8 protein-coding genes are annotated in these 7990 nt (G+C 61.3%); 4 read left to right on the top strand and 4 right to left on the bottom strand.

The window, feature by feature from the left end; genetic code table 11:
• Positions 1-220: 220 nt before the first annotated feature.
• From CEY15_RS17200 to CEY15_RS17190, 3 genes are all read left to right on the top strand, one after another.
• On the top strand, positions 221-502 hold the full coding sequence (locus tag CEY15_RS17200; RefSeq protein WP_069388805.1) for a type II toxin-antitoxin system Phd/YefM family antitoxin: 282 nt from the start codon (positions 221-223) through the stop codon (positions 500-502).
• 1 nt (position 503) lies between these two features.
• A complete protein-coding gene (locus CEY15_RS17195) occupies positions 504-761 on the top strand; it encodes a Txe/YoeB family addiction module toxin (RefSeq protein WP_017836491.1) in 258 nt (85 codons plus the stop codon).
• 145 nt (positions 762-906) lie between these two features.
• Positions 907-1239, top strand: a complete 333-nt coding sequence (locus CEY15_RS17190) for a histone-like nucleoid-structuring protein Lsr2 (RefSeq protein ID WP_095719436.1) — start codon at positions 907-909, stop codon at positions 1237-1239.
• A gap of 475 nt (positions 1240-1714) precedes the next feature.
• On the opposite strand, the gene CEY15_RS17185 is transcribed toward CEY15_RS17190, so the two are convergent.
• The gene (locus tag CEY15_RS17185) at positions 1715-4270 is read right to left on the bottom strand and encodes an RCC1 domain-containing protein (RefSeq protein WP_176475173.1); all 2556 of its coding nucleotides are present in this window, start codon (positions 4268-4270) and stop codon (positions 1715-1717) included.
• Positions 4271-4777: 507 nt separating this feature from the next.
• On the opposite strand from CEY15_RS17185, the gene CEY15_RS18295 reads away from it, so the two are divergent.
• Entirely contained in the window at positions 4778-5119 is a 342-nt protein-coding gene (locus CEY15_RS18295; RefSeq protein WP_141244315.1) for a hypothetical protein, read from the top strand.
• Between the two features lie 491 nt (positions 5120-5610).
• Here the strand turns inward: CEY15_RS18295 and CEY15_RS17180 are convergent, their stop codons facing one another.
• From CEY15_RS17180 to CEY15_RS17170, 3 genes are all read right to left on the bottom strand, one after another.
• Complete coding sequence (locus tag CEY15_RS17180; protein ID WP_245847713.1) at positions 5611-6378, bottom strand: hypothetical protein; 768 nt, start codon at positions 6376-6378, stop codon at positions 5611-5613.
• 6 nt (positions 6379-6384) lie between these two features.
• Positions 6385-7179, bottom strand: a complete 795-nt coding sequence (locus CEY15_RS17175; RefSeq protein ID WP_141244314.1) for a YfbU family protein — start codon at positions 7177-7179, stop codon at positions 6385-6387.
• Between the two features lie 141 nt (positions 7180-7320).
• Positions 7321-7990, bottom strand: a 670-nt coding sequence (locus tag CEY15_RS17170; protein WP_095719432.1) for a recombinase family protein, incomplete at its 5' end; no start/stop codon positions are given.

The raw sequence follows: 7990 nt of genomic DNA, 5'->3' as shown, positions 1-7990 counted from the left end.
TTCGAGCCATTACTGACCCATGCTCCTAGGGCCGACGCGCCCATGCCGGGGGCGAGCTCGCTGCCGGATTCGGTATCGCAATGCCCGCCACGCGTCGGCACCCCGACGGCGCACCAACAGCCCGCGGATCGGCCCTTCGGGAGTAGCGCCGTCAGCTGCGAGGGAAGCGATTGCGTCGCACGCTCGCGCTACGTACACTTTTACGTACAGGAGGTTCGACATGAAGACCATGAGTTACACCGAGTCCCGGGCGCGCTACGCCGAGGTCCTCGACGGAGTCACCAACGACCGCGAGGAGGTTGTCATCACCCGTGCCGGTCACGAACCCGTGGTGATGGTCTCCCTCGACGATTACGAGTCCCTGCGCGAGACCGCCCACCTGATGCGATCCCCGGCCAACGCCCGTCGGCTCCTGGATGCGATGGAAAGGCTCGAGGATGGCCGTGGCCAGGCTCGCGACCTGCTCGACGCCGAGGCTAGCGACCTGCTTGGCGCGGACTGACGTGCTGCTGGTCTGGGACGACAACGCCTGGCAGGACTACCTCTGGTGGCAACAACAGGACCGCAAGATCCTCAAACGGATCAACCTGCTCCTGCAGGACATCACTCGCAACGGCAATGAAGGAATCGGCAAACCCGAACCCCTCAAATACGATTTCGCCGGATACTGGTCCAGACGAATCACCGACGAACACCGACTCGTCTACAAAGTGACCGAAACGGAAGTCCGTATCGCCACCTGCCGCTACCACTATGGATGACCCCAAACCCGAAGTCCCGGACGACCGGGGCCCAGGTAGCAAAAAGCAATCGGCGTGAAGCTCCGACGAATGCGATCGCGTAGCGCACATATTTTTGATGCATACTGTGACCCTGCAATAACAGCCACCACAGTAGGGGGAAACAATGGCTCAACAATTTCAGGTGAGATACATCGACGATCTCGATGGAACCGACCTGGGCGAGACGTCGAACACCATCTCCTTTGCCTTTGAAGGCAGGGAATACTCCATCGACCTCAGCGATGACAACGCCCAGGCGTTCCGCGAGGCCGTAGCACCATACATCGAGGCCGGCCACCGAGTGACCGGAAACACGGCCAGGACGGCCCGCAAAAACACGACCACGTCTGGGGACACCAAAGCAATCCGCGACTGGGCCCGCAACAAGGGCTACGAAATCTCGGACCGCGGACGAATCCCCGCCGACGTGATGCAGGCGTATACAGCCGCCAACTAGATCGACAGCAGGGCGCCAACCAAAGCCAGAACCGACCCAGCCCGGACAGTCGAATAACCTGCCATGGGCGGTCGATGCTTCAGAAACGCGCCCTGGCCAGCAACAATGTTAACGCCGATAATAATGATTATGACAAGCTACCGGTGTCGAGTTGCCCATCTCGCGAACTCGACTACTCCGTAAGTTGCTCCCCCCTCGTTCGAGTGCGGGCCGCACGCGGCCTGGGCACTCGCGATCACACCCTGGTCGGCATACGCGGCCACGAAAGCTCGCCGCAACCTTCCTTGTCCCACACGCACTCACGGCTGGCCAGCCTTCACCCCGCAGCCTGAGCGCACCGAGACTACCGACCTCGCCGTCAGCAATAAACCGGCTAGCGCGCATTCCCATCAGAGGGCGACCTGAACGGTTAACCCCTGTCGAGCCGCCACGCCCACAACACGCCCCATCTGCCAAGACTGCGCCTAGCCTCGGCCTACATCCCTACAACAGAAAATGGTGTCGGCCGAAAGGTGAGAGTACCGTCTCCGAGTTGCCCGGAGTCATTGACTCCCCAACACGAAGTGGACCCGTCCCCTTGGACGTAACACGTATGACCATTACCGGTTGAGGTGGCGATGACATCACTTACGCCCGGCACCCGAGCCGGCGTCCACCACCCGACATCGGTGCCGTCTCCGATATCACCATGATAATGGCGACCCCAACAGCTCAAAGTAGCGTCCTGGACAATGGCACACGTGTGATAAAGGCCCGCGGAGACCGTGACAGCACCGCTCAGGCCAGATACCGGGACCGGGCTACCAGTATACGCGTTTGAACCGTCCCCAAGCTGGCCTGCAGCGTTGTGTCCCCAGCACGAGACGGTACCGCCACGCATCACCGCACAAGAATGAAACACACCTGCACTCACAGACGCCACGTCGCTCAAACCCGACACCTGGACCGGAGCGTAATTGGCATTGCTATGAGCATCGACTGAGCCGACCTGGCCATAACTGCTATTCCCCCAGCAGTAAGCACGTCCATTCTGCTGCGCACACACATGATGTGCACCAGCACTGATAACCGTGACATCGGTGAGGCCTACCACGTCATCAGGGGTGGACCGATTGCCGAAGGGGTACTCTCCGCCGTCTCCTAGTTGCCCATACTGGTTACTTCCCCAACAACTCACGGAACCGTTGGCAAGTAATGCGCACGAATACAGGTAGCCGGCGGCAATAGCCGTCACGTCCCTCAAACCTGTGACCTCGACTGGCGCAACCTGGTCAGAGTAGGAGCCGTCTCCAAGCTGTCCGTTAGAGTTGAATCCCCAACACTTGACGGTGCGGTCACCTAGCAAAGCGCACGTATGGAAACCGCCAGTGGCCACTGCGGTGACATCGCTTAGTCCAGCCACCTCAACCGGGGTGGAGCGGTTAGAAGTGGAACCATCCCCAAGCTGGCCTTCGAGGTTACGTCCCCAACACGAAACGGTGCGATCAGCCAGTACGGCGCACGTGTGATCGCTCACACCGCTGATCGCGGTGACTCGTGAGTCACCGTTCCCGCCATTGTCGTCTTCGTATCGAGCGCCGAGGATGAGCTGGAGCCCCCCACCTACGTCAGGGTTGACATACTTGTTGTCCCATACTCCGTATTCGCCTGCTGTGGTCACAAGATCGAGAATGATTTTTGATCGCATTACTTTCTTGCCGAGGCTATCCCATCGCTTTGACGAGATCACTTTCGACATGTTAGTCGCGGCTTCTTCCGTAAGTTGCGCACTATAGTTGTCAAGGGCCCCGATCAGACACGACGAGACGGGGCCGAGCACGCCTGCGGTGAGATCGCCGCCGGCAACTGATTGATCGAGCATTGCAGAATTGAACTGGGCGAATTGTGCAGAACACTGAGTCACTGCTCCAACGCCCAGGGCAATCCTTCCCGCACTGTCTAGCGCATCGCCCAGTGCAGTATTGAGAGCGATCTCTACAAGCCGTACTGCCATTGCGGTCATAATTCTGGAGTTATCAAACTGCACCTCGAGCGCATACTCATTCGCCACCACATCGTCCTGCGAAAACTCCATCGCTACGGTGTCGCCGGGCATGACCAAGTTTCCGTTAGTCACGGCGGCGAGCATGCTCATGGTGCTGGATGTCGGATTGGCAAGGACCGCAAGCGCGTTGTCGAACGACGTACCTGACGCCCACGTATTCCTGATGCGCACCGCCTCGGGCGTGGTGTCGAAGAACATCGGGTAACTGCGATTCAATGCAGCCTTCACTTCAAGCAGGGAAGAATCGTGCGGAGAACGCCCGGCGCAGAACTTGATCGGAGCGTAGACGCTCTGATCATCGAAACGGTTCCCGTAATCAAGGACCCACGCCGGTGCCTGCCCCGTGCAATCCGGGACATGGGCGAAGGTGCCGAACACTGCAGCAACACCCTGATACAGATACTCGTTCGCGAGGCCTACCCCACTTCCGAGCTGACCGCCTACGCCGCGCACAGCGCTAGAGGTGGCATCCCAAACTGACCCAATGCTGTCGATCACCGTGCTGCCTGCCGAAGTCACCGCATCCCTGAATGCGCCGCCATCCTGCACTGACACCACGAGGTCCGACCACCACGACAAGTGGTCAACCCGCGCAGTAAGCGTTCTACGATCCGGGCTGATCTCCGTGGTCACCGGGACCCACGCTTCCGTCACGGTGTCCCAGTACACGAGGGAGTAAAACGCGCCCGCAGGGATCGGTGCTGGATACGTTCGGGTAATGGTTACCCCGTTCTCAGCGACGCCAGGGTCAGCGGTGTACGAAACCGGAGCCGATACAAACCCGTCGTCAGCCAGCTCCAGAAGGGACCTGTGAACGACTTCGGGCAGATTCGGCACCGTCGAGGCGGTGATCTGTGCGTCATCGTCAGCGAGAGTGATCGACCGCTGAGGAAACACCAGCTTGCCATCGCCGGTCGCAGATCTCGCCCCCGAAACTGGGTCTTCGACCAGCTGGTCATACCCGTCACCCGGCTCTTCAGGTGTCACCGGAACCTCACCAGCACTCGACCCGAGTGACCCCAAAGAACCACTTCCCCCCGGCCCAATTGCCCCGGCCTGTCCTGTGAGACTTGCAACGACCGCCACGCTGGCGAGCACCGCCCCTACCGTGCGAACCCACCGACGACCGTGCTCCTGCTTCCGTGCCATCCCCCGCGCCCTCCATCGTCAGCGTGAGCCGGCAGACGTACCAGCTGCAAACATTAGAAAAGTCATACTATGCACGAGGTGCGTTCGGCGGGGACTTTCCGACCAGGATGCGAACAGTCTGTCTTATCGCATGGCGGCAGTAGGGTGGTGTTGCAATGGATGCTGGTCGCTACTTAATGCCGGGGCCCGTCCTGGTCAGGCAAGCTTGGGGTGAGCGTGCTGCATCAGCCGAGGAACGTGGCCGGAGTCTGCGGACCGCTCCGCAAGCTCATCCCCCCAGGCTTTACAAACGTTGAGGCCGCACTCGGGTGCACTCATGCCCCCGGGCATAGTCATAGTTGGTCGGTGGACAAGGAGACCCCTAGTCGGTGGGGGGACGAAGTGAACCTGCGGTTGATCATCGAGTTAGTCGCCGTAGACGATAAGGGTCAGAACCATCCACGGCTCCAACGCAAACGTCGACTTGCGCAGAAAGACATAGCTACTGGCGGTATGCCGGACAGCCTTCACCTGGACTTCGACATGGCGGCCATGACCAACGTCGACGGGGAGATCAACGCCTCTGTCATCGGCAAGTGGCCGGCCCCTAGCGCCAGCTTCTGCGGGGTCGCTGGAACCTTTGGGACCTGTGCCTCAGCAAGCGGCTCCCCATTCACCATGCCAACCATGGTTGATCGTCGGTATTAGGCTCGAACAGGATCGAGCAGACCAGGCATTTACGAGATGCAGTAGGAGTTCGTCAACACGGAGATCGACGGCCAGCACCGGTCCATGTCTCGATGGATTTCCCGGCTGGACCCGTGGTACTACCCACCGCTCCCCCAAGCCTCTAAATATTCAAGGCTGCGCCTTGTCCACCGCGGTGGGCCGATGCCCTCGGTGTCGCAGTAGACGATCCCCTACCGCGACAACTGCCCCGTGTGTCCCGTGCCTGGGACTCGGCAGCTCGCACTCCACTGGTGGCCCATGCAGCTGTGGCGCAGAGGTGCAGTGCAAAAGAAGTGCGCGCATCAGGGTCTCGCGCGACGCTGGCGGAACGGAGATCGGTCGCCGTCCGTGCCATGCCCACTAGGCCGGGGCCATGCGCTGAGGACGGCCACGGCAGACGCCTGGGGCCCGCGTGGTTGCATTCGTGGCAGAGGTGCGGGATCATAAAGGCGAGCAGAGACCGACCCTTCCTACTGGAACAGTCGGCTTACCCCCTGGACATATGCTGCGGCACCCAGGGGGTCGCTCTTATTTGCGGGCAGTTCAAGCGTCACCGTTTGCCCGTCGAGGCGAGTGACGAGATCTTCGTCGTGGGTGATGTACCTACGATAAGTGTGACTGACCAGGTCGGGTAGCCAGAGCAGGTTCTCGATCGATGGGGACACATGCATCACTGGAAAGTGTCGGCTGATAGCGCCGCTCTGGCGCGCCTGCCTAATGGTGTGCAAGTCGCGGTCGGTGTCTTGATGTCTGTTCTGTCGCTCTAGGACGATCATCTTGGCCTGCGCGGGGACGACGCGTTGGTGGCCCTCGCCGGCGCCTGGGCGTGGAGCCTGGGAGCCTAGTGCGGCGAGTAGAGCGGACAGGCTCACCGCACGCATACCGATGGCCTGGTCGTCCGGACCTGGGGTATGGCAGACGGCCAGGACGCACGGGTCGCGATAGTCAGCGAGGTAGTCCGTCAGCTCTTCGATCTTCGGGAGTCCGTCTTGGGTCTGCTGTGCGTCGACGGTATGCCACCAGTTGCCGCCGACGATGCGATGCAGGTCCGCGCGGATATCCACGTGATCGTCGATCGTCAGCAGCACCGCGGCCAGGGCGTAGAAGGGCTTTTCGCCTGGGCGACAATCGTTGGGGAGTCGGTACGCCTCGTCCACGAACGCCACCCGCTCTCGACCAGGCAGGCTTCGGTAGCGGGCTGTTAACCGTTCGAGATCCCCTCTATTGCGCGGGTCCATGCTCCGTCAGCCTTCGACCGTTGAAGGCGATCCCGCCGTGCCACCCGACTGGTGGTCGGACCTGCGTGAGGGATGAGTTCCGGCGTCAGCCAGACGCTGCAGCTGGTCAGCTGTGAGTAGGTAGTCAGACAGCTCGAGACGCGGCTTTTGCTCGTGGCGGATGAGCTGGTACTCGCCAAGAATCCGCTGGTAAAGCTCCAGCCTCGGACCGTGGGAGTTGCCGTAGTCGTGATCAGGACCCAGCACGGGGAGCACTTCGGACCAGCGGGTCTCGCTGACGAGATGCCGGACGTAGTCAAGGAGTCGCGTTTCGGCCTTGACCTGGTAATCAAAGCCGTCAAACTGCAGCAACCGTTCCGTTTCGTCACCGATGCTCTGCCCGGCGCCCCGAAGACGCTGGATGCTGACGGTGATGGTGCGAAACATGTCGAGTAGATCCATCACGAAGGTGCACTCGTCGGCCGTCAGTTCGGGGTGGGTACTGATGAACACGTCGCTGTATTCGGTGACGTACCCGCCTTCCAGTATCTGGGCGCGTTGGCGCTGATAGTCGGGGTCCCCCTCCACGTGGGCGCAGTCTTCGGTGGGGGCGTCTTCATGCGTGGGTGGCATGACGTGGGCGAGGATGCGGTGCTGCATGGCGAGCATCTGCCGCTCGTAGGTCGTCAGGGTGCGCGGCGCAGTCTCTGTCCACCGCCCCCGGGGATCATCTCGAAGGATCAGCCCTTCCAAGGTGGATCGCACCAGGTCGGACAGGCTCACGCCCCGACTCTGCGCGAGCTCCTCCAGCTCGGAGCGCATGGCATCGTCCACACGAAACGCTATCGTCGCCACAACACCCTCCCCAAAACACCGTCAAACTATCTGTTTAACTGTGATACGCAACGTATCACAGTGGCCCGTCCACGCGGAGGGGACGATGCAGGAAGGGGGATGGACCACCTAATTCGACGTGGTTGTCAGTTGATGTTGGAGCGCCCGGTACAGCGTGGAGCGTCCGATTCCGAGATCGCGGGCGATCGCCGATGGCCCCTCCCCCGACTCGATGCGGGCGCGGGCCTTGTCGATCTGCTCGTCGGTCAAGACGCGTTTGCGCCCTTTGTATTTACCCTTCGCCTTGGCGATGGCGATGCCCTCTGCCTGACGTTCACGGATGATGGCCCGCTCGAACTCGGCGAACGCCCCGAGCAGCGAGAGCATCAGATCGGCGCGAGGATCCTGGGCGCCGGCGGCGTAGGTAGCCCGCTCGTGGACAAACTCCACGCTGGCACCCTTGGCAGTAATCTCGCCAACGATCTGCTTGAGATCCACCAGGGAACGAGCGAGCCGGTCCATCGACGCAACAACCAACTCGTCACCATCTCGCAGATACCCGATGCACTCGGCAAGCTTCTCGCGATCAGCACGAGAGCGTGCAGACTGCTTCTCGACATAGATCCGGTCGCACTCCCCCACCGCCTCGAGCTGACGCGCTTCGTTCTGATCCGCGGCCGACACCCGCACATACGCCACCCGCTGACCGCGCGGCCGCGACGATCGGCGAGCCGGCGTCGGATCCGGCTTTGGCTTCCCCTCGACGATGTTCTCCGAGTCCGTCGACTCCACCCGAAAG

Source organism: Dietzia natronolimnaea (assembly GCF_002289575.1).
GTDB classification, from domain to species: domain Bacteria; phylum Actinomycetota; class Actinomycetes; order Mycobacteriales; family Mycobacteriaceae; genus Dietzia; species Dietzia natronolimnaea_A.
Note: the sequence above shows the minus strand (reverse complement) of the source record. Positions and strands in the feature narration are given on the sequence as shown.